General features: G+C 65.9%; 23 protein-coding genes and 1 pseudogene. 12 read left to right on the top strand and 12 right to left on the bottom strand.

Features of this window, described 5'->3' with window-relative positions:
* Positions 1–128: 128 nt before the first annotated feature.
* Positions 129–1,043 carry a MetQ/NlpA family ABC transporter substrate-binding protein gene (locus IC40_RS0114565; RefSeq protein WP_030135441.1) on the top strand — a complete coding sequence of 305 codons (915 nt, stop codon included), beginning with the start codon at positions 129–131 and terminating at the stop codon, positions 1,041–1,043.
* Positions 1,040–2,401, top strand: coding sequence for an LLM class flavin-dependent oxidoreductase (locus tag IC40_RS0114560; RefSeq protein ID WP_030135440.1), 1,362 nt, complete (start codon positions 1,040–1,042; stop codon positions 2,399–2,401). The genes IC40_RS0114565 and IC40_RS0114560 overlap by 4 nt, the downstream gene beginning before the upstream one ends.
* 19 nt (positions 2,402–2,420) lie before the next feature.
* Here IC40_RS0114560 and IC40_RS0114555 read toward each other — a convergent pair whose 3' ends face one another.
* Positions 2,421–2,846, bottom strand: coding sequence for a tautomerase family protein (locus IC40_RS0114555; RefSeq protein ID WP_030135439.1), 426 nt, complete (start codon positions 2,844–2,846; stop codon positions 2,421–2,423).
* 42 nt (positions 2,847–2,888) lie between these two features.
* Entirely contained in the window at positions 2,889–3,590 is a 702-nt protein-coding gene (locus IC40_RS0114550; RefSeq protein ID WP_030135438.1) for an SDR family oxidoreductase, read from the bottom strand.
* 95 nt (positions 3,591–3,685) lie between these two features.
* Between IC40_RS0114550 and IC40_RS0114545 the strand changes: the two genes are divergently transcribed.
* Entirely contained in the window at positions 3,686–4,162 is a 477-nt protein-coding gene (locus IC40_RS0114545) for a winged helix-turn-helix transcriptional regulator (protein ID WP_036460894.1), read from the top strand.
* A gap of 177 nt (positions 4,163–4,339) precedes the next feature.
* Entirely contained in the window at positions 4,340–5,860 is a 1,521-nt protein-coding gene (locus IC40_RS0114540; RefSeq protein WP_030135436.1) for a hypothetical protein, read from the top strand.
* Here IC40_RS0114540 and IC40_RS0114535 read toward each other — a convergent pair.
* From IC40_RS0114535 to IC40_RS0114495, 9 genes are all read right to left on the bottom strand, one after another.
* On the bottom strand, positions 5,845–6,756 hold the full coding sequence (locus IC40_RS0114535) for a universal stress protein (RefSeq protein ID WP_042509719.1): 912 nt from the start codon (positions 6,754–6,756) through the stop codon (positions 5,845–5,847). The two genes, IC40_RS0114540 and IC40_RS0114535, sit on opposite strands and share 16 nt — an antisense overlap.
* 81 nt (positions 6,757–6,837) lie before the next feature.
* Positions 6,838–8,586 carry a sensor histidine kinase gene (locus IC40_RS0114530; RefSeq protein WP_030135434.1) on the bottom strand — a complete coding sequence of 583 codons (1,749 nt, stop codon included), beginning with the start codon at positions 8,584–8,586 and terminating at the stop codon, positions 6,838–6,840.
* A 32-nt stretch (positions 8,587–8,618) separates the two neighbouring features.
* The gene (locus IC40_RS0114525) at positions 8,619–9,011 is read right to left on the bottom strand and encodes a hypothetical protein (RefSeq protein ID WP_036470067.1); all 393 of its coding nucleotides are present in this window, start codon (positions 9,009–9,011) and stop codon (positions 8,619–8,621) included.
* 8 nt (positions 9,012–9,019) lie between these two features.
* Positions 9,020–10,066, bottom strand: coding sequence for a nitronate monooxygenase (locus tag IC40_RS0114520; protein WP_030135432.1), 1,047 nt, complete (start codon positions 10,064–10,066; stop codon positions 9,020–9,022).
* A 137-nt stretch (positions 10,067–10,203) separates the two neighbouring features.
* Entirely contained in the window at positions 10,204–10,884 is a 681-nt protein-coding gene (locus IC40_RS0114515) for a cutinase family protein (RefSeq protein ID WP_030135431.1), read from the bottom strand.
* Between the two features lie 174 nt (positions 10,885–11,058).
* Entirely contained in the window at positions 11,059–12,699 is a 1,641-nt protein-coding gene (locus IC40_RS0114510; protein WP_030135430.1) for an alkaline phosphatase D family protein, read from the bottom strand.
* A 62-nt stretch (positions 12,700–12,761) separates the two neighbouring features.
* Positions 12,762–13,859: a PrpF domain-containing protein gene (locus IC40_RS0114505; RefSeq protein ID WP_191293429.1), complete on the bottom strand. Its 1,098-nt coding sequence runs from the start codon at positions 13,857–13,859 to the stop codon at positions 12,762–12,764.
* A gap of 225 nt (positions 13,860–14,084) precedes the next feature.
* On the bottom strand, positions 14,085–15,449 hold the full coding sequence (locus IC40_RS0114500; RefSeq protein ID WP_030135428.1) for an SLC13 family permease: 1,365 nt from the start codon (positions 15,447–15,449) through the stop codon (positions 14,085–14,087).
* Between the two features lie 198 nt (positions 15,450–15,647).
* A complete protein-coding gene (locus IC40_RS0114495; protein WP_030135427.1) occupies positions 15,648–16,586 on the bottom strand; it encodes a LysR family transcriptional regulator in 939 nt (312 codons plus the stop codon).
* Between the two features lie 144 nt (positions 16,587–16,730).
* Here IC40_RS0114495 and IC40_RS0114490 point away from each other — a divergent pair, with 144 nt between their 5' ends.
* The 8 genes and pseudogenes from IC40_RS0114490 to IC40_RS0114460 all read left to right on the top strand — a co-directional run bounded on the left by IC40_RS0114490 (position 16,731) and on the right by IC40_RS0114460 (position 25,008).
* Positions 16,731–17,888 carry a PrpF domain-containing protein gene (locus IC40_RS0114490; protein ID WP_030135426.1) on the top strand — a complete coding sequence of 386 codons (1,158 nt, stop codon included), beginning with the start codon at positions 16,731–16,733 and terminating at the stop codon, positions 17,886–17,888.
* Positions 17,889–17,896: 8 nt separating this feature from the next.
* Entirely contained in the window at positions 17,897–19,012 is a 1,116-nt protein-coding gene (locus IC40_RS0114485; protein ID WP_030135425.1) for an ABC transporter ATP-binding protein, read from the top strand.
* Entirely contained in the window at positions 19,009–20,775 is a 1,767-nt protein-coding gene (locus IC40_RS0114480; protein ID WP_036470065.1) for an ABC transporter permease, read from the top strand. Before IC40_RS0114485 ends, IC40_RS0114480 begins: the two co-directional genes overlap by 4 nt.
* Complete coding sequence (locus tag IC40_RS26890; protein WP_138158129.1) at positions 20,772–21,269, top strand: type 2 periplasmic-binding domain-containing protein; 498 nt, start codon at positions 20,772–20,774, stop codon at positions 21,267–21,269. The genes IC40_RS0114480 and IC40_RS26890 overlap by 4 nt, the downstream gene beginning before the upstream one ends.
* Positions 21,270–21,284: 15 nt before the next feature.
* A pseudogene (locus IC40_RS26885) lies at positions 21,285–21,881 on the top strand (ABC transporter substrate-binding protein); the annotation flags it as partial.
* A gap of 201 nt (positions 21,882–22,082) precedes the next feature.
* Positions 22,083–23,372, top strand: a complete 1,290-nt coding sequence (locus IC40_RS26540; protein WP_042509720.1) for a sensor domain-containing phosphodiesterase — start codon at positions 22,083–22,085, stop codon at positions 23,370–23,372.
* Entirely contained in the window at positions 23,369–24,025 is a 657-nt protein-coding gene (locus IC40_RS0114465) for a class II aldolase/adducin family protein (protein ID WP_030135422.1), read from the top strand. The genes IC40_RS26540 and IC40_RS0114465 overlap by 4 nt, the downstream gene beginning before the upstream one ends.
* Positions 24,022–25,008 (top strand): carbohydrate kinase family protein, encoded by a 987-nt coding sequence (locus IC40_RS0114460; RefSeq protein ID WP_042509721.1) that lies wholly within the window; start codon positions 24,022–24,024, stop codon positions 25,006–25,008. The genes IC40_RS0114465 and IC40_RS0114460 overlap by 4 nt, the downstream gene beginning before the upstream one ends.
* On the opposite strand, the gene allB is transcribed toward IC40_RS0114460, so the two are convergent.
* Entirely contained in the window at positions 24,965–26,341 is a 1,377-nt protein-coding gene (gene allB / locus IC40_RS0114455) for an allantoinase AllB (RefSeq protein ID WP_030135420.1), read from the bottom strand. The two genes, IC40_RS0114460 and allB, sit on opposite strands and share 44 nt — an antisense overlap.
* Positions 26,342–26,528: the final 187 nt, after the last annotated feature.

Raw genomic sequence — 26,528 nt, 5'->3', positions numbered from 1 at the left:
CGTGCCAGCTCTCTGCGTGATCGGATACCTTTGCGCTCATCGTGAGCCTGTGCGGCGAATGTCCTTTGTCGCCAGCGTGATCGCAAACATTGCTTCTGGTCCGGTGCGGTCGGACACTGGTGCACACTATGAGCATCGACCAGTCCGAAAGTGCTGCAGCGGATTCGCACGGCTTCACCCTGCAATCCCGTCGCAAGTGGCCCTACATCGCGGGGGCCGTCGTCGCGATCATCGCGGTGGCGGTGTATTTCATCGCGTTCCGAGGTGGCGATGCGAAGTCGGCGAACGAGACGGCGGGCGCCACATTGGAGGTCGTATACCTGGATTCCAACCCGGCCGAGAAGCGCATCATCGACTACATCGGTGAACAGATCACCCCCGATTACGGGGTGAAGGTCGCCGCCGTCGGGTTGGGGGACAGCACACAGATCAACCGTGCCATCAACGACGGCCGCTACGCGGGCACCATCTTCCAGCACCGGCACTGGTTGCAGCAGGTACTCGATGCCAACCCCGCCTTCAAGGAGGAAGCCGGTACGGGGCCCTTCTTCCACTGGGTCTTCGGCATCTGGTCGGACAAGTACAAGTCCGTCGACGACATCCCGGACGGAGCCTCGGTGTCGCTGCTGGCCGACCCGGCGAACAACTCCCAGGGCATTTGGTATCTGGCCCAGGCTGGGCTGATCACCATCCGGCCCGATGCCGACATCACGGCTCTGACCCAGAAGGACATCATCGCGAACCCGAAGAATCTGACGTTCACCCTGCTCGACTTCGGTGCCCAACCGCGGGCGTTGGCCGATCTGGATGCCATTGTGGGATACGCGGAAACCTTTCTGGCCGCCGGCGTTTCGGAGGACAAGCTCATCTTCGCCCCGAAATCCCCGGATGAGTTCGCCTCAGTTCTCACCGTGGGCAGTAAGTATATCGACACCGAGAACATCCAGAACCTGATCAAAGCTTTCAAGGATCCGCGGGTGCAGACCTTCATCGCCGATGATCCCGAGGTGAAGAAGCTGGCGTTGCCCGGCGCACCGGGATGACCGCACGCGAACTGCACTTCGGGGTGAACGTCCTTTCCGACGGGATGCATCCGGCGGCATGGCGGCATCCCTCCGCGGACCCGAACTGGTTCACCGATCCCGCGTACTGGATCGAACTCGCCCGGATCTCCGAACGTGGCACGCTGGATGCGCTGTTCCTGGCCGATACTCCGTCGGTGTCGGTTTCGGGCGATGCGCCGCTCGGTGCGCCCCCGCTGGCACTCGACCCCATCGTGTTGTTGTCGACCCTGGCATCGGTGACCACGCACCTGGGGCTGATCGGTACGGTATCGACGTCGTTCGAAGAGCCGTTCAACGTCGCGCGTCGATTCGCGACGCTGGATCACCTCAGCCGGGGTCGGGTGGCGTGGAACGTCGTCACCACCAGCGATCCCCGGACGTGGCGCAATTTCGGTCGGGTCGGGCAATTGAACACACAGCCGGATCGTGGTGAACGGTACCGGCGCGCAGCCGAATTCGTCGATGTGGTGCGCACCCTGTGGGACTCCTGGGACGACGATGCCGTGCTGGGGGACAAGCGCACCGGAGCCTTCAGCAGGCCGGGATCGATCAACACGATCGGGCACCGAGGCGACTACTTCGATGTCGACGGGCCGCTGACACTGCCCAGGTCACCGCAGGGGCACCCCGTGCTGTTCCAGGCCGGCGGCTCGGCGGGTGGGCTGGACCTCGCGGCCCGCTACGCCGATGGCGTATTCGCCGCGCAGGCCTCGTTACCGGACGCGCTGCGCAACGCCGAGGAATTGCGATCCCGTACCGCTGCATACGGCCGGCCACGTGACGCCGTCCGGATCATGCCCGGGCTGTCCTTCGTGCTCGGCAGCACCGAGGCTGAAGCCCACCGGCGCAACGACGAACTCAACGAGCTCGCGGGCGAGCGCCGGTTGGCCCATCTGGCCTGGCAATTGGGTGTGGACGCCGCCGAACTGGACTGGGACAAACCGTTGCCGCGCTGGTTGATCGACGGGGCCGAGGCAACCGGCAGCTCGCAGGGCGCCCGCGATATCGTGGTGAATCTGGCCCGCCGGGAGCAGCTGACGGTCCGCCAACTACTCGACCGGGTGATCACCTGGCACCGATTGGTGGTCGGTTCGCCCGAGCAGATCGCCGACGCCATCGAGGAGTGGTTCGTCGCGGGTGCGGTCGACGGGTTCAATCTGATGCCCGATGTGTTCCCGTCAGGCCTCGAGCTGTTCGTCGATCACGTGATCCCCATTCTGCGCGACCGCGGACTGTTCCGCCGCGAATACCGACACGCGACCCTGCGCGGGCATCTGGGGCTGGAACGAGTGCCAGATGCCAGCAGCCATCGCGGCCGCGGTTATGTGCCGGCATGATCACACCTCGAGGGGCATATCAGTACACCGAGGCGGTGTTGGTGCGTGCCCATTCGCGTTCGGCGTCCGATCCCGCCGATGGTGGAATCAGTCCGTTGATCATCCACAGCTCCTCGCTGGTTTCGTCCACATGGAATTCCCAGTGCACACCGTCGTGTTTGTCCACGAACGGTTGTAGGATCTCCTTGATCTTGGCGGTGATACGCCGCCGGCCCGCGGTGTCGGCGCTGTGGCGGGCGATGTGTTCGATGACCACGCGGACACCTGCGGTCGATGGTTCACCGCCGACGTAGAAGTCCTCGGGGCGGGTTTCGTCGAACACCACGACCACATAGAACCGGGGTAATCCGATGGATTCGTAGAGTTCGGTGATGCGGCCGGCGAGCGCACTCTTGGCCTCGGCGGTGAAGATTCCGGGTGAGTGGTGAATGGTCCACAGTGGCATGACGATTCCTTTGTGTATCGGGACTGTGTATCGGGACGGCGATCAGTGCGCGAGGTCGAAGGCGAGGTCCTCCACCGGACCCGAGAGCTTCGACTTGACGGCGGCGGTGACGTCGTCGACGAGCACCTCATGCGCGCCCGCCTCCAGTGCGTCGAGCACACGGGTCGCCACATCGGCCGGCGATGTCTTGGGCAGCGCGATATCGGCAACCATCTCGGTGTCGATGAAACCGACATGCACTCCCAACACCTGGGTCTGCTGCCCGCGAAGTTCGACACGCAGCGAGTTCGTCAGCGACCAGATCGCGGCCTTGGAGGCGCCATAGGCCCCGCTGCCTGCCAGCCACGACAGGACGGAATGAACATTGACCACCGCACCGCCCCCGTTGCGGGCCAAGGCGGGCGCCAGCGTCCGGACCACGCGCAGCGGACCTAAGGCGTTGATGTCGAATGTTGTTGCGATATCGTCGAAGTCACCGGTCAGCAGCGATCCGGGCAGCAGGATCCCCGCGTTGTTGATCACGATGTCGACGTCGGCGGCCACCGTTTCCAGCGCGGCGACCGAGGCGTCGTCGCGCACCTCGAGCGCAACGCCGATGACACCGGCGCGCGGGTCTGTGTACTGCTCACGCGCGGTCGAGTACACCTTCGCGGCTCCGCGCGTGAGCAGTTCGTCCACCAGCGCCGAACCGAGACCGCGTCGGCCTCCGGTCACCAGAGCCACCTTGCCGTCGATCGCCACCATGGCACACCTTCCTTTCTGGATAACGAATACGTTACTCAGACTGTAGGCGCACTAGCTGAGTAATGCAAGTGTTAGTTAAAATGGCGTCCATGGTGATGACCTTCGAGGACCGACTCCGCGACCGCAGCCGCTGGACCATCGGTGACAACTGCTCGGTGGTGAAGGTGCTCGACCTGCTCAACACCAAGACGGCATTTCTGGCGATCCGCGAATGTTTCTACGGCACCACGCGATTCGAGGACTTCGTCGAACGGATCGGAGCGTCGGCCCCTGCCGTCTCCCGGGCGCTGCGGCAGCTTGAGAGTGCCGGCGTGGTGAGTAAGGTGCCATATCGAGAGCCCGGACAGCGTGCCCGCGACGAGTACCGCCTCACCGAGGCGGGGGAGGACCTGCTGCCGGTACTGCTCTCGATCGTCCAGTGGGGCGATACCCACCTGCAGGAGAACGGGCCGCCGTTCACCTTCCGCGACGAGGCGGGACGCCCGCTCGCGGTGCGCGTGACCCCGGCCGACGGCGAGCCGCCGATCAGTGCCGATGACATCGAGATCCATTACAACGGCGGCCGCGGTTAGGCTGCTCGGGTGCAGGTCGCCGCGCGGAGCCCGTTCCCGTCGCTTCGCTCGCGGGGCCCGTTCCCGTCGCTTCGCTCGCGGGGCCCATTCCCGTCGCTTCGCTCGCGGGGCCCATTCCCGTCGCTTCGCTCGCCAAGGGGCCCGTTCTCGGTATTCGCGACGCTCTACACCATCGCGATGGTCCTGGAGTTCTCCGAGCGCTGGCCGACACCTTGGTTCACCGGCGCATTCCTGACGGCGGCGACGATCGCCATCGCCACTGGGATGACACGGATCGCCTTCCTGGGTTTGTTGGTCGCGGCCACCGGTTACGTCGCCTTCTTCCAGTTCCCCGAGGTGGCCAACCACGTCAACCTGATGCTGTGTTTGAACATCGCGATGATCGGCGTGTTGTCGGTGTCGCTGATTCGCAAGCAGCGCAGCGCCGATGAGGACTACGCCGCGATCGCACCGATTCTGCGCATCAGCCTGATGCTGATCTATGCGCTGGCCGGCTTCCACAAACTCAACAGCGACTACTTCGACACCGCCGCATCCTGTGCGGCCGGAATCCTCACGTCGGTCATCCACGCGTTGCAGACCGATCTACTCGGCATCCCGGTTGTCCTCCCCGTCGCCTTCGGCGCCATGCTCCTGGGGTACCGGCTGGCGCGCCGCGGCAGGTTCGGCGCCGCCGGGAACCGGCTTTTCACCGCAGTTGCCACTGCCGTGGGACTTGCCGGGCTCGCGGTGGTCGCCGTCGTCGTGTTCTACGTCCGACTCGGTCCGCTGCTCACCGCCATCGGACTCACCGCGGCCCTCGCGGTCCTCGGTTGGGAGCTGGTCGGCGGACTGCTGCTGGCAGTGCCGCGGTTACAAGCGGCGATTGTTGCGTTCGCCCTGACCATGCACGCCGCCCTTGCGCTCATCGGCTTCGTCGATTTCGGGTCCATGGCGGCGGCGTTACTGTTCGCCTTCCTGCCCGCCGCCTACCGGCAGGTGCTGATCGACGGGGCCATCCGGTTGCGCGGACGCCCGGTGTCACGGATCGGCGTCTACGTCGGCATTGCGATCGCGATAGCACTGGTCTCGGGAGTCAACGCCCACCTCGACCGAGTTCCCCATTGGACACTGATCTCGGGCATGGCTTTCGACACGGCGGTCCTCATCGTCATCTGGCCGATCCTGGCCGCCGCGTTCTCACCTTCGCCGCGTCCCGAGTGGGGCGGCGTGCGTATTACCGACGCCCGCACGCCGGTGGTGCTCTATCTCGTTCCCGCCGTGCTCATCGGCATGGGCCTGACGCCCTACCTCGGGTTACGGACCGCGGGCAACTTCTCCATGTTCAGCAACCTTCGCACCGAGGGGGAGCGCTCCAATCATCTTCTGCTGGGCAGCAATCCGCTCAAGATATGGGGATATCAGGAAGACCTGGTCTGGATCATCGATATCGACGATCGCTACGGTGACGTCATCCATCACTACGATGCCGGGGCGCGTGGCTATGCCCTGCCGGTCGTGGAATTCCGCAAGTGGATCCACGACTGGGACCGAGCGGGATACCGCGTTCCGCTCACCTATGGTTACCGCGGCATTCGATACACCACCGACGATATCGTGACCGATCCGGTGTGGCACACACCGAATAGAACGCTGCCGATGGTGCTGTTGGACTTTCGGGTCATTCAGCCGGGAGAGCCGAACTACTGCCGCTGGTGATCGGCCCCGCGCACCACGATGACAGGCGCCGTCGACAGTTGTGCGACGGTCGAGGCGACCGAACCCAGCACCAGTCCGGCGAAACCTCCCCGCCCGCGGCTGCCGACGACGACCAGCTGGGCACTGCGTGATTCCTCGGTGAGCCAGTGTGCGGGTCGGTCCTGCACCAACCGGACCTGCACACGGACATCCGGGAAACGCCGCTGCCAGTCGGCGAGCCGATCGGTCAACGCAGACCGCGCCTGATCCTCGTAGATCTGCCAATCGGTGCCGTACAGCGGCAGCAACCCGACATCGCTCCATGCGTGCACCGCGACCAGCTCCACGCCGCGCAATGCGGCCTCCTCAAAGGCGAGCTCCGTGGCCGCATCCGAGGATGTCGATCCGTCGACACCGAGGACGACGGGAGCGCTGCTGTCAGCCGAGTGGTCAGGGTGCACGATGACCACCGGGCAGCGTGCGTGGTGCAGCAATCCGGCCGCCACCGAACCGAGCGGCAACCGGGAGTGTCTACCCGTACCCCTGTTGCCGACCACGAGCAACAAGGCCTGCCGGGACACCTCGGCCAGAGTGCCGACCACCGGGGAGGGGCGGCTCTCGGTGCGCACGCCCGGGGCATGGACGCCACCTACCGCGGCGGCGAATGTCTTCTCGGCGCGCTCGAGTATGGCGTGGGACGAATCCTCCTGGACCTTGGCAATTGTCGATGCGTCACTCGGTGCCGACCAGGTGGCGATGACCGGAGCCGAGACACTCATCAAGGTCACCGGCACGGCGCGTCGCACGGCCTCGGCCGCAGCCCAGGTCACCGCGGCGTCCGAACCGGGCGATCCATCGACGGCGACCACGATGCCGAGATCGTTGTCTTGCGGGCTGGAATCTTCCGAGCTGGGCATGGTGTCGTTCCTCCTTGATCGACCACCATCCACCGTAGTCGTTGACGGGGGCGTCAGGCAGGGGCTTAAGTCCTCGGGGACCTACGGCAGCGGGGCGGACCACCGCAGCACCGTGCCGCCTCGCGAGCCGGCCCCGACGCTGAACGCGCCGGCCATCTCATCGGCCCGGTGCCGCAAATTGCCCAGCCCACTCTCGGTCATCGCGTCTGCGGCCATACCGCGTCCATCGTCGGTTACGGTGATGCTCAGGTCGTCATCGACGCGTATGACAACAGTCAATTCGGTTGCACCGGAATGCCGTACCGCATTGCTGACCGCCTCCCGAACCACGGCCTCGGCGTGCTCGGCCAACTCTGCGTCGACCACCGAAAGCGGCCCGACGAACTGCACCCTGATACGCATGGCGTCCGATCCGAACTGATCCACCGCATCCTGCAACCGCTGCCGTAACCGGGTCGAGCCGGCGTGTTCACCGTGCAGATCGAAGATGGCGGTGCGGATTTCCTGGATGACCTCTTGAAGATCATCGATCGATGACGAGAGGCGTTGTCGCACTTCGTCGGACTGGCTGCGGGCCACCGTACCCTGCAGGGACAGACCGACCGCGAAGAGACGTTGGATGACATGGTCGTGCAGATCTCGCGCTATCCGGTCGCGGTCGGCCAGCACGTCGAGCTCGCGCATCCGCCGCTGGGTCATCGCCAACTGCCATGCCAGTGCAGCCTGCCCGGCGAACGAGGCGGCCATATCGAGTTGATCGACCGTGAACGGCCGTGCCTCGGCGGTGCGGACGGCAATCAGAACGCCGGCCACCGCTCCGGTCGCCCCGAGCGGGACGACCAGCGCGGGCCCGGGTTCCCGGAGTATCGACGATGCGAGCTCGAGGCTGTCGCAACGATGGGGGACCCGCTCGAGCAGCGTCCGTCCGACGATGTCGTCCACCATCGGAATTGCCCGCAGTGCATCGATATCGACCGCGATCGGGCCGGCAACCTCGGTGATCACCAGTTCGGTCGTCTCGTCCGGGTCCCCGGTCGGGACGGCGATGAAGGCAGCGTCGGCACCCGTGAGCGAACGGGCCAGTTCGGCGATACGTCGAAATGCGTGTGCCGGATCGGACCCGGACAGCAATTCGGTCGCGATATCGCGGGTTGCCTCGATCCAGGACTGCCTGGCTCGGGCCTGCTCGTAGAGCCGCGCATTGTCGATGGCGATACCGGCCGCTGCCGCGAGCGCCTGGGCCAGCACCTCGTCGTCCTCGCTGAACGGGCCACCGGAGTTCTTCTCGGTGAGGTAGAGGTTGCCGAACACTTCGTCGCGAATCCGCACGGGCACGCCGAGAAAGCTGCGCATCGGCGGATGATTCGCCGGGAATCCCACCGACGCCGGATGGTCGGTGATGTTGTCCAGCCTGATCGGGGTTGGCTCGTCGATCAACAGACCGAGTACGCCACGCCCCTGCGGCAGCCTGCCGATCATGGCACGGGTGTCCTCGTCGATACCCTCGTAGACGAACTCGACCAGATCGTGCCCGTCGGCGTCCCTTCCGCGGACGCCGAGCGCACCGTAACGGGCATCCATCAGTTCGATCGCCGTGTGCACGATGGTGCGCAGCGTGACATCGAGGTCCAGTCCGGAGGTGACCGCGAGCATGGCTTCGACCAAGCCGTCCACCCGATTGCCGCTCTCGACGATCTGCTCGACACGGTCCTGGACCTCACCGAGCAGTTCGCGCAATCGCAGCTGGGACAGTGTCTCGCGCAACGGGACCTCGCCCCGTCGGTCAGCTCGCCTCCCGCGGACGCCGTCGGCCGCATCCCCGTCGGTCACCGGCCCATTGTGCCATCGCGAGAACAGTGCGCCTACGCTCCCACGTACTTGCTGAGCGCCGCTGCCTGGCGGCGCAATTGTTCTGCCGCCTCGGGACGGTTGAGCGCGCCGTAGCGATCCGCTTCGGCGATGTACTCGGCCATCAGATCACCGAGCACTACCTGTACGTCGGCGCTCGTGAGAGCACGCCGGGGCACCTCGCTCGATGCCAGACCTGTTGTGGCGCCGGCGATCATCGAGTTCTGTTCGGCGGGGATGTGCGCTCCGCGCTGGTCTGGCACGTCCACCGCTTCGGCATTGTCGATGGCGGCCAGAGCCGCGCGCAGCGCCGCCACCGTTTCGGCAGAGCGGGCCTTCATCGCGGTCATCAGGTCCGCACGCATCGCGTCCCGCAGCATTGTGGCCGGGTGAGTGTCATCGACCATGCTCGACCTCAGCCGTTGCGTGCCAACCCCGCCAGGATCGTTGCGGTCGATTCATCACGGACGCGACGGTACCCGGTCCCTGCCCACAGGTGAACGAGGTCGTCGACCCCGGCCGCGGCGGCAGCCTTCCGCAAAGGACTGGTCAGATGGTGAATCGCGGGATACCCCAACGGCGCGCCGGCCTCGAACCGATCGATGAACGCGTTGCGCAGGCCGCGGGCGGGCCGCCCGGTGAACGCACGTGTCAGCACGGTTTCGTTTCGCGCCGGATCGATCAGGGCGGCCTTGTGAGTGGGCGATGCGGCGCTCTCGTCGGCGCGCAGCAGCACGGTACCCACCGCTGCCGCGACCGCCCCAAAGCCCAAAACCTCCGATACCGCCTCGGCGCTCGCGAGCCCGCCGGCCGCGATCACCGGGATGTTCACCGTCGCGCTCACCTCGGCCACCAGATCGTTGACCGCGACGCCGGCGAGCGGCCGGTCGGGGGTGAAAGTGCCCGAGTGTCCGCCTGCGGCGCCGGCCTGCGCCACCACGAGGTCCGCACCGGCTTCGGCGGCGGCGGTCGCCTCGACCGTATTGGTCACCGTCTGGACGACGATGGTGCCTGCCTTTTTCAGCCTGGCGATGACATCGCCCCCGGGGAGACCGAAGGTGAAACTGACCACCGGGACCGGATCGGTCAGCAGCAGGTCGATCTTGGCGCCGAACGCGTCGTCATCCTCGATCGGGTCCGAAGGCAACTCGAGCTCGAACCGGTAGGCCACCTCCTGCACCAGGTGTGCGTACTGCCGGTACGACGCGGCATCGATGGGAACCGGGTTCGGTGCGAAAATGTTGACGCCGAACGGGATCGACGCCTTTCGGACCGTGGCGATCTCGGTGAGCAGCACCTGCGGGGTTTTGTAGCCGGCGGCCAGGAACCCCATGCCACCGGCGTCGGCGGCGGCGATCACCATCTGCGCGGTGGTGGCGCCGCCGGCCATCGGCGCGGCGATCAGAGGGATGTCGAGCCCGAGCAGGTCGCGGGCAGCCTTGGTGCGTGCGGTCATCGTCATTCCTCGGGTGCGGAGTTCTTCGTCTGCAGTCGATTCTGCGCGCCCGGCCCGCACAGGTATAGGACACGCCGGCTCTCAGCCGCGAGACACAGCCTCACACGCTGGCCACGGCACCTGCCCGGCCCGGCCCGCAAACCTCAGGCCGGGACCGCCAACTTGCTCACGGTGAAGGCCGCGGCCTGGTCGGCCATCCCGTTGACGGCGTACTGCTGATGCGGCGCACTGGATCCGGACGGCGGTGAACCCGCGCACACGGTATCGCCGGGAGCGCAGAGCTCGAGCGCTTTCGCGGCATAGGCGGACCCGACGTCGATCACCGGTGCTCCGTACTTCACCGCCGACCAGCCTGCGGGCATCCCGAACAACACCACCGCGGCCACGTTGTCGATCACGTCGTTGGGCAGCGGCGGCGGACCGGTCACCCCCGCGGGCACCACGCCGGAGGTCGACAGTGCCGTCACGACCGCACCCTGCGAGTAGCCACCGAGCACCATCCGGGTGTTCGGGCACACCGAGGTGACACCGCGGACGTGGTCGGTCTCATCCCGGACACCATCGACGACATTCTGCGTGAACAGAGTGCCGCCGCTGAAGTTGTTGCTGGCCGGATAGTTGACCGCATGTACCCCGACCGTCCGCGGAAAGGCCTGGGCACGAAGCGAATCGACGAAACGCTGCCCCACACCGCCGACGCCCGGTGGCTCGGCTGTCCCCCTGGCGAAGACCACACCGATATCGGGACAGGGTTGCGGCTGGGACGCCGCCGTGGGAATCAGGACCGGTAGCGCTGCCAGCGCCAGTCCCGTCGCCCCCACCATCCGGGCCAGAACTCGTAGACCCCGTAGACCCTGTGAACCTGCAGCCAATTCCTACCCCCAGAGACGCTCGTATCCAGACTGTGACAGACCCCCGGCTCGTGTGCCGTCATTTCCGCCGACACCCACCACCGCCGTACTCATCGAGCACCTCCGTCGCTGCGTTACAGCACCTGCTCAGTCGGTCAGGCCGACGCTGCTCACCGAACTCAGTGCACCATCATCATCGGGTTGCTCGAACACCACCCGGGCTCGTCGTTCCGTTATCTCAAGGGTCGCGATGGTGTTCCCGAACAGCGGTCCGCTCAGGTTGTGCCAGGACATCGGCAGATTCGGTGCGCCGTGCCTGCGCGCCCAGCGGCGGGCGCGTCGAGCAACCCAGGACGACCAGCCCAACCGGAACACCGGCTTGACGTAGAACGGCACATAGTTGTGCACGGGGGAGCAGACCAGTTGATGAACCCGCGCTTCAGGCTCATCGGGGTTGTCGGGACTGCCGCCGAACCGCGCGCGGGCGGCGTAGGAATGGTGCACATCGCCGGACAGCACGCTGACCGTCGCCGGACCTCGCGGTGCGTGGCCCGCCGCCGCCTCGATCAGCTCACTGAGCCGTAGGAAGGATGTCGAGAACGCCGGCCAATGCTCGAAATCTGCCGCCTGCCGGATCTTCTCGGCGATCACGCCACGAATCCCCGACCGGTCGGCGGCGATCTCGTTCACGGTCTGCATATCGCCGATCGCCGGCGGCAGCAACCACGGCAGCGAGGTCGCCAGGATGAGGTGGTCCAACGACTCCAGATCGTCGTCCACGTGGCGTTGCACCCAGCCGAACTCGCGGTCACCCAGCATCTTGCGGCTGCCGTCGTCCAAGATGCGCGCGTTGCGAGAATCGACCATCAACAGCCGGCTGCGGCCCAGATCCCAGCGGAAGCTGAAGCGCAGGCCTTTCTCGCCGTCGACTTCGCGGTCGGCCCGGTCGGCGAGATCGGCAAGCAGCGGCCACCGGTCACCGCCGGCCGACAGGACCTGCTGGTAATCGGCGTCCTCGTCCAGCTGTTGCGGACTGAGATTGCCGATGTGCTGGTAGACCCAGTACGACGCCAGTCCGGCACGGATCCGATCTCGCCACCACGGCTTCTTGTTGACCGCCACTCGCCAGGCAGCCGAGGTGTTCCAGTCATCACGGATATCGTGGTCATCGAAGATCATGGCGGTGGGCAATGTCGACATGACCCAGCGGATCTCCGGATCGCCCCAGGTGTGGCAGTAGAGACCCACGTATTCGTCGAAGCTGACCACCTCGTCGGGTGGCCGCTTCTTGTTGGTCCGGCGTCCGGTGAGCCGTTGGCGCGCATCAGGTGTCAGCTCGTCGGCATACACCTGGTCACCGAGCAGGATCAGCACATCGGGCCAGCGCTCGGGGGGCTGGGTGGTCATCCGCTCGGCATAGCAGTCCAGCGCGTCGCGGCCGAGCTTGGCGTCGATCCGATCGTCACCGGTCTTGGGATAACGGCAGGAGCCGAAGATCACCCGCAGTCGCTGCGCGGTGGCCGGCCCGCGCGTCCGGATCACACTGGGCGGGAACCTCGAATCCGGCTCCGGCCAGACCTGCTCCCCGTCGACGTGCACCTGGTACTCGGTGGTGCTGTCGGGGGCGAGTCCCTCCACCGCAACGAGCGCGTAGTGGTGGCCTTGTACCTCGAACGTGCGGGCTGAGGACCCCAGTACGGTGACCTCGGCGGGTTCATCGGTCTGCACCCACACCATTGCAGTGGTTTCTCCCACGTGGCGCAGGACGGGGCCGAGCACGAGAGTCACCGAGACAGCCTATGGGCTGACGCCGCGGGTTCGCCTCGATTCGGCGCTGCCGGGGACTCGGGTCAGGCTCCGATCGGCTGGTGGGCCGCCTCGGAGACGAAGAGTTCGGCCGAGGCGATCCGCCGCGCCGCGCGGTGCAGCGTCACCGTCGCCAGCCTGCCGTCGGGTGAGTACCCGAGGTCGACCGGTAGCACGCCGGCCGCCGTCCCGATCCGCAGCGGTGCTCCCTGGTGCAGTGTCAGTCCGGAGAGCACACCATCGCGCACCGTGGCGGCGGCAGCGAGTGCGACGGCCGATGTCAGACCGATCGCGGGGTGCGGGGCGAGCATGGACAGCATCCGCACCGAGACATCATAGTCGTCGGCGCCGATCAAGGCACCGGCAGTCGTGCGGTAATCCCTTGCTGCGCCTACGATCCCGACCTTGGGGATGGAGTTGCTCACGGGATCGCCGAACCGGCGCAGCCCCATCTGCAATGACGCGTTCTTGCGCAGTTCCATCAACAGGGGTGTCTGGTGGGCGAATTCGGCGTTGCTCTCGGTGCCGTCCAGTCCCAGATCTGAGGCGTCGAACAACGCCGCGGGGGCGCCGGTAGCGACCAGGGTCGCGCGGTATGTGCGATCACAGGCATCGACGAAGTCCACGGGACGGCCGGTCGGCAGAACGGGTGCCGCATCGAGACCGGTGAAGGAGAGTCCGACCGGCACGCCCAGCGCGGTGGTGCCCGGTACCGCGGCCGTGCCTTCGGTCGGCACCTTTCCACCCGGAGTGGAGATGGTCGCCGTCAGGACGGCGCCCGAGACCTGATGCCGCAACCGCACGGCGGTCACCTCGTCGTCGACCGGGACCAGCCCCGACTGCAGTGCGTAGAGCCCGATCGCGGTGGCGCAGTTCCCGCAGTTGCTGGCCCATTCGACCCTACGGTCGGCGATGGCGATCTGGGCGAATTGGTAGTCGATGTCGATGTCGGGGTGGCTCGATCGGCGCACGATCGCCGCTTTGGATGTCGTCGAGCTACCGCCCCCGACGCCGTCGAGCTGGCGGGGGTCACCCGAGCCGAACGCGGACGTCAGCAGCGCGTCGAGCCCGCCGGCGTGATCGACGATCGGGTCGACATCGACGGCGTTGAACAACCAGCACTTGCTGGTTCCGCCCCGCATCCATGTACCTCGTAGCACGAGCATGAGTGTCGGTACCTTTCCACGCTGGACGCTCATCGGCGGGTCTGGTCGACGGTGACCGACGCTGGATGAGCAACCCTTCACCGTCGATTCTCGGCGGTGAAAGGGTGAAGGACAATCTCGGATAGTTGGATAGGGGTCGACTTTTGCTAAAGCTGTCTGGGTCTTGTCGTCAGGCCGCCGACCGAGCCGCTGCCCGCAGCGTCAGGCGAAGCCGGGCACCAGGACCAACAGCACCCAGCACAGGGCCGGGGCGACCGCGACCACGATGCCGGCGTTGAGCAGGAGCTGTCGGTAGAAGCGGGGCCGGTCGATGCCCTGGGCGTTGGCAAGGACCAGAGCGCCGTTGGTCGAGAACGGAGACACGTCGACGACGGTGGCAGCGATCGCCAACGCGGCCACGACCCCGACCACCGGAAGGGTGCCCATCTGCAGCAGCGGGAGCGCCAGCGGGATGATCGCGGCCAACAATGCCGTCGACGAGGCGAACGCCGATGTCACGCCGATGACGTAGCAGAGCACCAGTGCCACCAGCAGCGGCGCACCCACCGTGATGGCCATCTGGGCCAGGTGATCGATGGTGCCGACCTCTTCGACGATCGATATATAGGTCACCATCCCGGCGACCAGCAGGACGGTCGGCCAGCTGATGCCGGCGATGGCCTCACTCTGCTTGGACAGGTCGGTGAATGCCAGGACCGCCCCTGCCGCGATCGCCACGAAGCTGATCGGCATGTGCAGTACGAGGACGAGCACCAGCACCGTGGCGATCAGAAACAGGGTCAGTTTCTGCACCCCGGTAACGGAGGGCTGGACCGCCGTGGCGGCCTCGGTGCGTGCCGGACGGGTCAGAACTCCCACGCCGCCGGCAGGCGTACGCGAAGGTCCCGCCGCAGACCCGGCACCGCCGAGATCGTCCGGCGCCGTCGGCTGCGAACCGAGCGCGGTGTAGCCGAGGTCGCGGACGCGGGACAGGGCCGCATACCCGACGATGGTGAGCACCGAGAGGAGCAGGTTGATGGCGTAGCTCGCGAAGAAGAGCAGCCAGGGGTTGACCGTCAGGCCGCTCTTCTCGACCAGGTCGACCACGAGCACGCCGGACACCGAGATCGGCGAAAAGGCCCCGGCATGCGCACCGTTGATGGTCATGATGCCCATCACCAGCGGGCTCATCCTCGTGCGCGCGGCAAACGTCATGGCGGCCGGCACGATCAGCGCGACGGCGGCCGGACTGAAGGTGCCCAGCGCGGTCAGCACCGACGCGCAGAAGAAGAACACCCAGGGCACCACGGTCACACGTCCGCGCACTCCGCGGATACATGCGTTGACCAGCAGGTCGATGGTTCCGTTCTGCTTGGCCATCCCGAAGAAGTAGGTGACGCCGATGATCGTCAAGACGATCGAGCTGGGGAACTCGGCGAGGATCTCTTTGTCGTCATAGCCGAGGAGGAAGGCTCCGACGGCGAATGCGCCGATGAAGCCCAGGATGCCGATGTTGATCGGGCAGATCGTGGCAATGACGAACATCGCGACCAGCGCGATCAGCGGCAGAATCTCTACATAACTCATGGGCGTTCTCTCAATTCCAGGCGCGGCGTCGTCGCCGTGGCGGCGCCGAACGTCTGCGGCGGCAGCTCGGCCGACGGGGACCGCGCTGCGTCACATACGACGATTCTTCATTACCCAGATCACACTAGGATCGGAGTTCGTTCACCACAATCGATGATTCCTGGACCCACTAGAAGAAAAACTTAAGGCGAAGAATCTTCAGTTCGGCCGGATGCGACGGACCGCGGGGGTCGTCTTGCCGTCGTGTTTATAGGCGACCTCTTCGAATGTGTCGACCAGGGTGGCCTCGGCCGGGGTCAAACGGTGTTCGGACAGATGGGCCAGCAGGATCCGGCGTGATGGAGCGCCCCGTAATGGGATGACCTTGACGTCCTCGCGGAGGTTGGACAGCGCCAATCGGGGCGCCATCGACACCCCGAGGTCGACGGCGACCATCGCTTGGGCCTCCTGGTAATCGTTGGCCGCGAAGGCGACAGTGGGGGTGAAACCTGCGTTTTGGCAGGCCTTTTCGAGCGCGGCACCGACCGGGTGATGATCTTCCCTGGTGATCCACTGCTCGTCGGCGAGCTCGGCCATATCCAGATACTCGCGATGGGCGAGACGGTGGTTGACCGAGACCACCAGCGTCGGCGGATCCACCAACAGCTCTCGTACGACCAGTTCGCGATCGGTCACCGGTGCCCACTCGTAGTCCCACAGCAATGACAGTTCGACCTCGCCGTTGTCGAGCATGCCGCGCAGTGCTGCGAATCGGGAACTGCGCACCGTGAGCTTAACGGCGGGATGTCTGGCCTTGTACAGCTTGACAACCTGGGGCAGCAGACTCGATCCGACAGTGGGGAAGGTTCCGAGCCGGACGGTCCCGGATCGCAGGCCGGCGATCTCGTCGAGCTCGCTGCGGGCCGCCTGCAGTTGGGTTTCGATCCGCTCGGCACGTCTCGCCAACGCCGCACCCGCCTCGGTCAGCCGCACACCCCGGGCATGGCGTTCCAGCAGCGGCTGACCGGCCTCCGCCTCCAGCTTCGCAATCTGCTGCGAAATCGCCGAGGTGGTGTAGCTCAGGCGGTTGGCGGCGGCCGTCAATGAGCCGGCCCGCACCACGTCGACCAGCAGTAACAACCGGCGAGGATCGAGCATCGCAGCTCCATTCAGTTCATCTAAAGGGTAATCGATATTTTCGTAATTGTACTCGACCCTGATGTGAGCCACGCTGAACTCCTAGCCACGACGTGAGCGGCATCACCCTCCGTTCTGGCGCGTCGGCAGCGAGGAGAAAACGCCATGACCAGTCTGTGGGGCACGTGGATGCGCGGCGGGACCAGCAAGTGCTGGCTCTTCAACGCCGTGGATGTGGATCCGTTGCTGCGCAACATCGATCTCGACGCCGTCCTGATCGCGGCATTCGGTTCCGAGGATCCCCGCCAACTCGACGGCGTCGGCGGGGGGACATCGACGACCTCCAAGGCAGCGATCGTCCGGCGCTCCCGCCTCGACTACGTCGATGTCGACTACCTGTTCGCACAGGTGGCCATCGGCCGCCGTGCCGTCGAATGGGGGAGCAACTGCGGGAACTGTGCCACGGCGATCGGCCTGTACGCCCTGCAGACCGGGATGGTTGCCGCCGCCCCGGAGATGACCGTCGTGCGGATGCGCAACCAGAACACCGGTGCCCGGCTGAGCGCCCGGATCGCCACACCGGGCGGGATCATCCCGGCCGACGGTGATGCCGCGGTGCCGGGCACCAATGCCCGCGGAGTCCCGGTATCGCTCACGTTCACCGATGTCGCGGCCAACCCGGACAACGTGCTGCCCACCGGCTCGGTGACCGATGTCATCGACGTCGGGGGCCACCGGTACCGCGGCACGTTCGTCAATGCCGGCGCACCCGCCGCCCTCTTTCGTGCCGCGGACTTCGACCTGACCGGGGTCGAGGGCAATGATCAGCTGGCCGAACGGCTGCCGGTACTCATCGAACTACGCCGGAAGGCCGCGCTGGCAATGGGTTTGGCCAAGCCGGGCGATCCCGTGCAGCACGCCGTGCCGAAGGTCGGCATCATCGGCGCGGCGCGTGACTACGTCGCCACCGACGGCATGTTCATTCCCGCCGAGGCCTACGACGTGGCCGTCCGCATGGTGTCCATGCTCGCGCCGCACCCGGCGATCGGTCTGACCTCGGCCGTCGCCGTGTCCACCGCGGCCGCGGTCCGCGGCAGTGTGGTGGCCGAGCAGCTCAGCGGCCATCTCAGCGGCCATGCCGGGACAACCCTGCGACTGGGAACTGCGGCGGGGATCATCCCGGCCACGGTGACCACGACCGACATCGGTCTGCCCCGCGACGTATCCCTGCATCGGGCGGCCCGCCGTATCGCCAGAGCCGAATTGTTCCTCGCGGAGTCGACACCCGACTACGCCATGTCCGCACACCGCCCCAACCACTGAAGGAAATGATGAAAGTCACCATCGAGAACCTGACGTTGGCCTACCACGGCAACACCGTGGTCAAAGATCTGGACCTGGAGATCGCCGATGGCGAATCCCTGGTGCTGCTGGGGCAATCCGGTTGTGGCAAAACCAGCACCATGCGGTGTGTAGCCGGACTGGAGACGCCGAGTATCGGCCGCATCAGCATCGGTGACCGCGTCGTCCACGACAGCACGACGGGGCGATCCGTTCCGCCGCACAAGCGCAATGTCGGGATGGTCTTCCAGTCCTACGCGGTGTGGCCGCATCGCACAGTGGCGCAGAACGTCGGATTCGCACTGAAGATGCAAAAGGTCGCGAAAAGCGAATTGGTGCAACGGGTCGACGAGGCGTTGCAGCTGGTCGGCCTGGGTCATTTGGCCGACCGCGGCGCCAGCCAGCTCTCCGGTGGCCAGATGCAGCGTGTCGCACTGGCCCGCAGCCTGGTCATGCGTCCCAGTGTGCTGATGCTCGACGAACCGCTGTCCAACCTCGACGCGCGGTTGCGGGAGCGGTTGCGGATGGAACTTCGCGAGCTGCAGTTGCGGCTGGGGCTGACCACGGTGTACGTCACACATGACCAGGTCGAGGCCTTCGCCCTCGCCGACCGCATCGCGTTGATGCAGCAGGGGCGGATAGTCCAGATCGGTTCCCCGGAACAGATCTACAAGAACCCATCGTGTGCCTCCATCGCCGAATTCCTCGGTATCGGCAACATTTTCAGCGTCACGGCCGCACCCGGTGAGCTGGACTGCACACTGACCGAACATCCCGCCATCTCGGTGGTCGTCGACTCGGCACGCCAGTTCGACGGCCCCGCGATCGTCTGCCTGCGCCCGGAAGATCTGCTGGTCACCGGCCCCGCCGAATCGGCACCCACCGGCCAGCACTGGCTCGGTCGCATCGAGGTCGCCAGCTACCAGGGTGCGTCGATTCGCTACCGGGTAACCCTGGACAACGGACCCGAGATCGAGGCCGTCGCCACGGGTAACGGCAGCCCGGTCCTGGGTATCGGCGAACCGGCCGTGGTGACCGCGCGACCCGGTGCGGCCCAGCTACTGGTCGACGACCGTAGCGAGACACCCACGGCGGTGCCGGCATGAGCGCGCCGACCACGGACCGAACGCCCGCCACGACAGCCCCGGTTGGGCCCCGCGGCGCCGAGCCCCGCCGCCGGAAGCGGTCGGCGCGCCGGTCGCTTCCGGTGCTGGTGCAGCTCGCCGTCCTCACGGTCATCGTCCTGTGCCCGATGTTCTTCATCCTTGCCGGAGCGTTCAGCGCGAACACAGAGCGGGACAACCTCTTCGATTTCGGCCGCTTCACCCTCGACAATTTCGCGGTGCTGGGCTCGGGAACCGCGCGGACGGCCCTGCTGAACTCGGCGGCCGTCGGGGTCGGGTCCTCGGTGGTCGCCCTGGTGATCGGCTGCCTGCTCGCCTTCCTGGCGGCCCGCACCGATATCCCGGGCCGCAAACTCATATACGGCATCGCGATCATGCCGCTGTTCCTGCCGGCCCTGGTCGGTGCCCTCGCGTGGGCGCTGCTGGCCGGTCCGGCGACCGGCTACCTCAACCTTGCCTTCGGCGCCGTCGGTCTTCCACACCTGATGGACATCTACAGCTTCACCGGAATGATCTTCGTCCTGGGCCTCTACTACGCGCCGTATCCGTTTCTGATGGTCCACTCGGCGCTGTCGCTGATGAACCCCGATTTGGAGGACGCGGCCAGCCTCCACGGTGCGCCGGTACGGAAGATGCTGCGGGAGATCACGTTTCCCCTGGTGATGCCTGCCGTGCTCGGCTCGGCCATCCTGGTCTTCGCGCTCACCGTCGAGAACTTCCCGGTTGCCCAGGTGATCGGCGTGCCGGGGGGAGTGGACACCTTGCCCACCCTGATCTACCGGCTCATGAACGCTTCCCCGGCGCGATCCAACGATGCGGCTGCGGTGGCCGTCGTGCTGACCGTGCTGCTGGTCGTCGTGGTGGCGATGCAACAGCGTGCCATGGGCGGCAAGGAGTTCACGACGGTCAGCGGTAAAGGCGTGCGGGCGCGGCAGGTGTCTCTTCGACGCTGGCGACTGCCCGCGGCGGTATTCGCGTGGAGCTATTTCGTCCTGGCCGTACTGCTGCCCGTCGGCGCCTTGATCATCGCTGCCATGCAGACCAGTCCGTATGTCGCCGATCTCGGTCAGCTCGCCCGCCCGGGTGCGTTGTCGCTGTGGAACATGGGCCAGACCCTGCAGAGCACCGAGTTCCACCAGGTCGTGGTCAACAGCGTGGTGGTCGGGGTGGCCACCGCGGCGATCGGTACCGCGCTGTGCTTCGCACTGGCGTACACGCGCTATCGGACCCAGGCGCCGGGCCGCAAACTGCTGGAGTACGTGGCGATGCTGCCACTGGCGGTCCCGGCGATCGTGCTGGGCCTCGGTCTGTTGTGGACGTGGCTGGCACTACCGGTGCCCGTGTACGGCACGCTGGCGGTGCTCGTCATCGCGTTCGTGGCGGTGTTCCTGCCACAGGGCTATCGGGGGGTTTCCGCCTCGATCATCCAGTTGGACAAGGACCTCGAGGACAGCGCCGTGATGCTCGGCGCACGTCGGCACCGCGCCATCACCTTCGTCACCGCCCCGCTGCTGAGGGTGGGTCTTTCCTCGACCTTCCTCCTGCTGATGATGCTGGCCATGCGCGAGCTGACCGCGGCGCTGTTCCTGTTCACCTCCGATACCCGGTTGTTGTCCATCGCGATCTTCGACGCCTACGACAACGGCTCCTTTCAGTCTGCGGCGGAGCTCAGCCTGCTCTATTGCGCCGTCATCGGTGTGCTCGCCGTCCTGGCGCGCCGCTTCGGATCCAAGGAGATCTCATGAGATCTATCACCCGTCTCGTCATCGGACTCGTCTCCGCGACAACGGTATTGGCAGCCTGTACACCGCCGCCGCCCGCGCCGGACCTGACCAGGCCTGCCGCGTCGGTCTCACGCGATTCGGCGTTGGTGATCGACGGCGAGCAGATTGCCGATCCGGATCTCTGGGCCGCTGCTCAACGGGATGGTCAGATCACGCTGTACAGCGGGTGGACGGCCGACAGTGAGGCCGCTTTGCTCGATCAGTTCGAGGCGGATACCGGCCTTGAGGTGAAATTGATCCGGCTCACCCCGAATCGCCTGTACGAGCGGATCGTTGCCGAATACGGTGCGGGCAAGTTCAATGCCGATGTGGTGCGCATCTCCGATGCGGGCTTTGTCTCCGGACTCAGCCGACGCGGTGTGTTCCAGCCGTACACGCCACCCACCGCGACCAACCTGCGCCGTGACGTCGTCTTCGACGATGGCAGCTACTACCGCACGTTCAACCCGATATAGACCTTCGGCTACAACACGGCGCTGGTGGATCCGGCTGAAGCGCCGACGAGTTGGAAGGATCTTCTCGGCGAGCGATGGACCGGCAAGCTCGGCATCGCCCAAGCAGGTGCCGGTGGCAGTGCTCTGGCACTGACCCGGTTTCAGCGTGATGTCCTCGGCGATGAGTATCTGCGCGAGTATGCCGGGGAAACAAGGGTGTTCGACTCCCTCGGCGCCGAGCTGGACAGCCTCGCCCGCGGGGAGATCGATGCGGGCACCGTCGTGGTCAGCAGCGTCAACATCGCGGCCAACGAGAACGCCCCGGTCACATTCGTCGTACCCGATGAGGGGGTGACCGCCTACGACTACTACACCGGGGTGGCCTCGACCGCGACGCACCTGGCCGCCGCGAAGGTCTTCCTGAATTGGAATCTCTCCCAGCGCGGCCAGAACGTGTTGCGCGACATCGGCGAATACTCCGTCCGCGAGGACGTGGCGGCGCCCAACGTACGCGGTGTCCAGCTGCCGGACTTCGATGATCCCCGCGTGCACCGCATCACCCCGGCAGAGGCGACCGCATGGTCTGAGCAGGACCAGCGGGCTTGGAATGCCATCTTCGGATACAACGAATAGAACGGCGGCGAGTCGCCGCGGTTTTGCTCCTGAGCAGGTCCCCAACCCGTAGTGTGAAAACCCGGGTCCGCCGCGTGGGCGGACCCGGGCAGAGTCAGATCGCGACGCCACCTGTTCCGGGGTGAGGGGTTTCACGATGTACGTCCCACGCCCGTTCGAGGCGAGCAGGTGGCAGTCACCTGTCGGGCACAGAATCGCGCCATGCGCAACCTGATCGCAGCCATCAATGCATCGATCGATCCGGCGGCGCTGACCCGCCGGATCACCGAGCAGATGTGCTTGTTCACCCCCAAGGCCGACGGCGCGGCCGTCAGCATCCTGGCGCCCACCGACGAGTTCGTCGTGGTATCGGCCTACGGTGTCGTGGAATCTCTGCTCGGCCTGCGCCTGCCGGTCGCCGGGACATTCCAGGGGATGGCGGTGGCCACCGGTCGACCACAGCTCAGTGACGACGCACCCAACGATCCCGCCGTAACCGCCGAGGTGCGCGCCATCGGAGCGCGTCTGGGATTGCGCACCTTGGCCGTCTTTCCGTTGCGTCATCGCGATACTGCCATCGGCGCGTTGTCGATGACATCCAAACAGCCGGGCCGATTCGACGAACGCGATATCGCGGCAATGGCCGCGGCGAGCACGTTCATCTCTGGACTGATCAGCGCACATACCGAGCTCTCGGCGTTACTGGACGCGTTTCTGGTGGACCCAAACCTGCCGGACGACTCCACCACGCAGTTCCTGGCCTCGGTGTTGCTTCCCGATATGGCGCGCGAGGATCGGTTGCATCAGCGTCTGGACGCCGTCCTGGCCGATCCGGCCAACCTGAACATCGTGTTCCAGCCGATCGTCGATCTGAACACCGGGGATGTCACGGGCTTCGAGGGATTGTGCCGTTTCCCGACCGACGGCGAGTTGACCCCGAAACAGTGGTTCGACGTTGCGCGCCGTCTCGGCCGCAGCCTCAATCTGGAACTGGCGGCACTGCGACGCCTGCTGGTCAACGCCGAGGATCTTCCGCCGGCGTCCTTCGTGGCCGCCAATCTCAGTCCGGTGACGGCGATGAACCCTACGGTGCAAGAACTCCTGATCTCCGTGCAGCGACCGCTCGTCGTCGAGATCACCGAGCACGAGCCGTTCCCGGACGATCTCGCCGAAGCGCTGACCCCATTGCGGGAAGCTGGGATCCGCCTTGCCATCGACGACGCCGGCGCAGGTTTCGCGAGCTTCAACCAGTTGTTGCGCCTCCGTCCGGACATCATCAAGATCGACGGGGATCTCACCTCGGGCATCGACACCGACCCGGTCCGGCGCGCCCTGGCATCGTCGATCGTGCGACTGGGCAACGAATTGAATGCCGTGACGGTCTCCGAAGCGGTCGAGGATCCTCGGCAGTTGGGCACCCTTCGCGATCTCGGGGTGGATCTGGGTCAGGGATATCTCTTTGGGCGTCCGACCGCCTACCGGGCCGGTGGACCCGTGACAATGTCCGGATGAACCGTGCAACGCTGCGACGCGATGTCGCGTCCACCGCTCGACGACTGGCTGCGGAGGGATTGCTCATCGGCAGCGCGGGAAATGTCTCGGCGCGCTGTGGTGACGTCATCGCCGTCACTGCCACGGGGGTGACACTGGCGGAATGCGATGTCGATGACGTCACCGAGGTCGATCGTTTCGGGGAGGTGATGGCCGGAACGCGGGCGCCCACTTCGGAATTGGGTCTGCACCTCGGGGTATACGAGACATTCGACACCGCAGCGGTGGTGCATACCCACGCTCCGTTCAGCACGGCGGTCGCGTGTCTGGATGGCCTCGCTGTGTTACCGGTGCTGCATTACCAACAACTCGTGCTCGGTGGTGATATACCGATCGTGCCGTATGCCCCGTTCGGGTCCGACGAGCTGGCGGCGGGCGTTGTCGAGGCTCTGCGCGGACGTCAGGCAACGCTGATGGCCAATCACGGCTCGGTTGCCGTCGGTACCGACCTGGAGGCTGCGTTGCAGAACGTGATGCTGCTGGAGTGGTTGGCCGAGCTGTACCAGCGCACCCGGTCGATGGGACGACCGCGGGCCCTGACGCCGGACCAACAGTCCGCCACCATCATTCAGGCGGTCGCACTGCAGTACGGAACCCGGAAGGACGTCCCATGACCGCACTCACCGTTGCCGCCGTGGGCGTCCATGTACTCGACGTCCACGTTCGCGGCGCCACCGCAATCCCGGAGGGCTCGGCAGGGTCTCTGGTGGACAGCATCGGCATGTCACCGGCGGGCACTGCGGCCGGCACCGCCGTGGTCTTCAGCAGGCTGGGTGCAAGCGTGCGGACATTCGGCGCCGTCGGCGCCGACGCGCTGGGGCTCACCCTGCTCTCACTGTTGAACACCGAAGGAGTCGACACCGCCGGGGTGGTGCGAGAGCCCACCGCTCAGACGTCGGCGTCGGTCATCCCGATCCGGTCCAACGGCGACCGGCCCGCGTGGCATTGTGTCGGCGCCAACGGTCACCACAAGCTCGACCGGATCGACCAGATGGCGGCCCCCGACGTGACCCATCTGCACCTCGGCGGGCCGGAATTCTATGGTGGACAGGCGGCGGCGACGCTACTCGGCGCGGCGAAGGCCAGGGGGATCACCACGTCGGTGGACATCCTCGCCGGCGGCGATCCAGGCCTACTCGCGTGGATCGCCGACGCGCTGCCTCATGTCGACTACCTACTGCCCAACGACGAGCAGATACGCGGTTTCACCGGTGTCGTCGATCTGACCGCCGCGGCCCGTCAGTTCCTCGATCACGGAGTTGGATGCGTCGCGCTGACCTGCGGTGGTGACGGCGCGTTGGTGGTCACCGACCGGGACACCGTCGAGGTGCCGGCCTTCGCCATCGAGGTCGTCGACACCACCGGATGCGGCGATGCGTTCTCCGCGGGTTTCCTCACCGGCCGCGCCGAGGGGCTCGGACTCGGTGAATCTGCAACGCTCGGGTGCGCCGTCGCCGCGCATGTGGCGCAGGGAATCGGCACCACCGCAGGCGATTACGACCTGGCACGGATCCGGGAGTATGCCGGCATCACCGCTACCGGCGCGGAGATCGCTACAACCCGCCGCGACGCAGCATCCGGCCGTGTGGGTTGGTGAAGTCGATCTTCTTGCCGCGCAGCCAGGTACTCGTCACAACCCCGGCCAGTGCCCGCCCGTCATAGGGGCTGACCGGATTCTTGTGGTGCAGCTTGTGCACATCGACGACCTGAGCGGAGTCCGGCTCGAAGATGGCGAAATCGGCGTCGTAACCGAGCGCGATCTTGCCCTTGGTGTTCAGTCCCGCCAGTGCCGCGGGCTTGGCGGCCATCCACTCCAGCACCTGGGTCAGCTCGATACCGCGGCGCTTGGCTTCGGTCCAGATGAGCGAAAGGCCGAGTTGTAGTGAAGCGACCCCGCCCCACGCGATCCCGAAATCACCGTTCTCGACATCCTTGAGGTCGATCGTCGACGGCGAGTGATCGGAGACGATGCAGTCGATCGTGCCGTCGAGCAGGCCTTGCCACAGCAATTCCCGATTCGACGCCTCGCGGATGGGCGGACAGCACTTGAACGCGGTGGCGCCGTTCGGGATCTCCTCGGCGAGCAGAGTCAAGTAGTGCGGGCAGGTCTCGACGGTGATCTTGACGCCGTCCCGCTTGGCGGTCGCGAGCATCGGCAGCGCGTCCGAGGAGGACAGATGCAAGATGTGCGCGCGGACCCCGGTCCAGCGGGCGCGCTCGATCACCTCGGCGATCGCGACGTTCTCGGCACCACGGGGACGGGAGGCGAGGAAACGTTCGTACTTGTTGCCCTCGGCAGACGGTGCCCTGTCGATCGCTCGGGAGTCTTCGGCATGCACGATCATCATGGAGTCGAAACCGGCCAGCACGGCCATGTCCTTCTCCATCTCGTCGGCGTCGAGGTGCGGGAACTCGTCGACACCCGAGTGCAGCAGGAAGCACTTGAAACCGAACACACCGTCATCGTGCAGACCGCGCAGGTCGTCGGTGTTACCCGGGATTGCTCCACCCCAGAAGCCGACGTCGATATGGGTCTTTCCCGATGCTGCTGCCCGCTTGGCGTTGAGCGCCTCGACGTTGACCGTCGGCGGAATGGAGTTCAACGGCATGTCGATCAGCGTCGTGACGCCACCGGCAGCAGCGGCGCGGGTGGCCGAATCGAAGCCCTCCCACTCGGTACGACCCGGCTCGTTGACGTGGACGTGGGTATCGACCAAGCCGGGGATCATCACCTGGTCGGTGTTCAATTCGACGATCTCGGTGGCAGTGAGGCCACTGCCCAGCGGTTCGATCGCAACGATGCGGCCATCGCGGATGCCGATCTCGCGCGCCACGATGCCCGCAGTCGTCAGGGTACGTTCACCGCGGACCACCAGGTCGTACTCGGGCCGATCCGAGGGTGTGGACGTGTCGTCAACGTTGGAAGTCATCGGCAGCTCTCCGTAGCGAGGTACACGTGTCCTCGATCGAATTCCTCATTGTGGAAGTAAGCCTCCATGGTAGTGCGAGGTTAGATGTGAGCGCCGACACAGTCAATTGCGACCGAAGGCTTGACACACGGTGTCCACATACGCGTTACTTATGAAATCTGTGGAACTTTTCTTCCGCACAGTGGAA

This window comes from Mycolicibacterium neoaurum ATCC 25795, from assembly GCF_000691525.1.
GTDB lineage: Bacteria > Actinomycetota > Actinomycetes > Mycobacteriales > Mycobacteriaceae > Mycobacterium > Mycobacterium neoaurum.
Note: the sequence above shows the minus strand (reverse complement) of the source record. Positions and strands in the feature narration are given on the sequence as shown.